The organism is Mycobacterium tilburgii, from assembly GCF_902168065.1.
In the GTDB taxonomy this organism is placed as follows: Bacteria; Actinomycetota; Actinomycetes; order Mycobacteriales; family Mycobacteriaceae; genus Mycobacterium; species Mycobacterium tilburgii.
On sequence record NZ_LR655781.1, the window covers coordinates 1 to 310 of the forward strand.

The 310-nt window shown below is 63.9% G+C and carries 1 protein-coding gene; it reads right to left on the reverse strand.

Going from position 1 to position 310, the window contains the following annotated elements:
• On the reverse strand, positions 1 to 310 hold a 310-nt coding region (locus FQ389_RS17555), incomplete at both ends, for a chorismate-binding protein (RefSeq protein WP_186296506.1).

Consider the following 310-nt stretch of genomic DNA (forward strand, 5'->3'; position numbering starts at 1 on the left):
GAAAGCAGCTCCTTTTCCAGCAGCTGATCTTCTTCCTCGGTCTGTCCCCGCCACCGGGTGCCGGCGATCGGATGCGTCGTCGCGCTGCCCTCGGATACGGTGACGAGTGCTTCGGGGCTGGAGCCGACGATCGAGAAGTCCGTTGCGCCAACGCTGTTCGGCACATGCAGCAGGTACATGTAGGGGCTCGGGTTGGTCACACGCAGAATCCGGTAGACCTCGAACGGGTCGACGTCGGTGTCCATCTCGAAGCGCTGCGAGGGCACCACCTGAAAGGCCTCGCCGGCGGCGATCTGCTCGACGAGGTAGT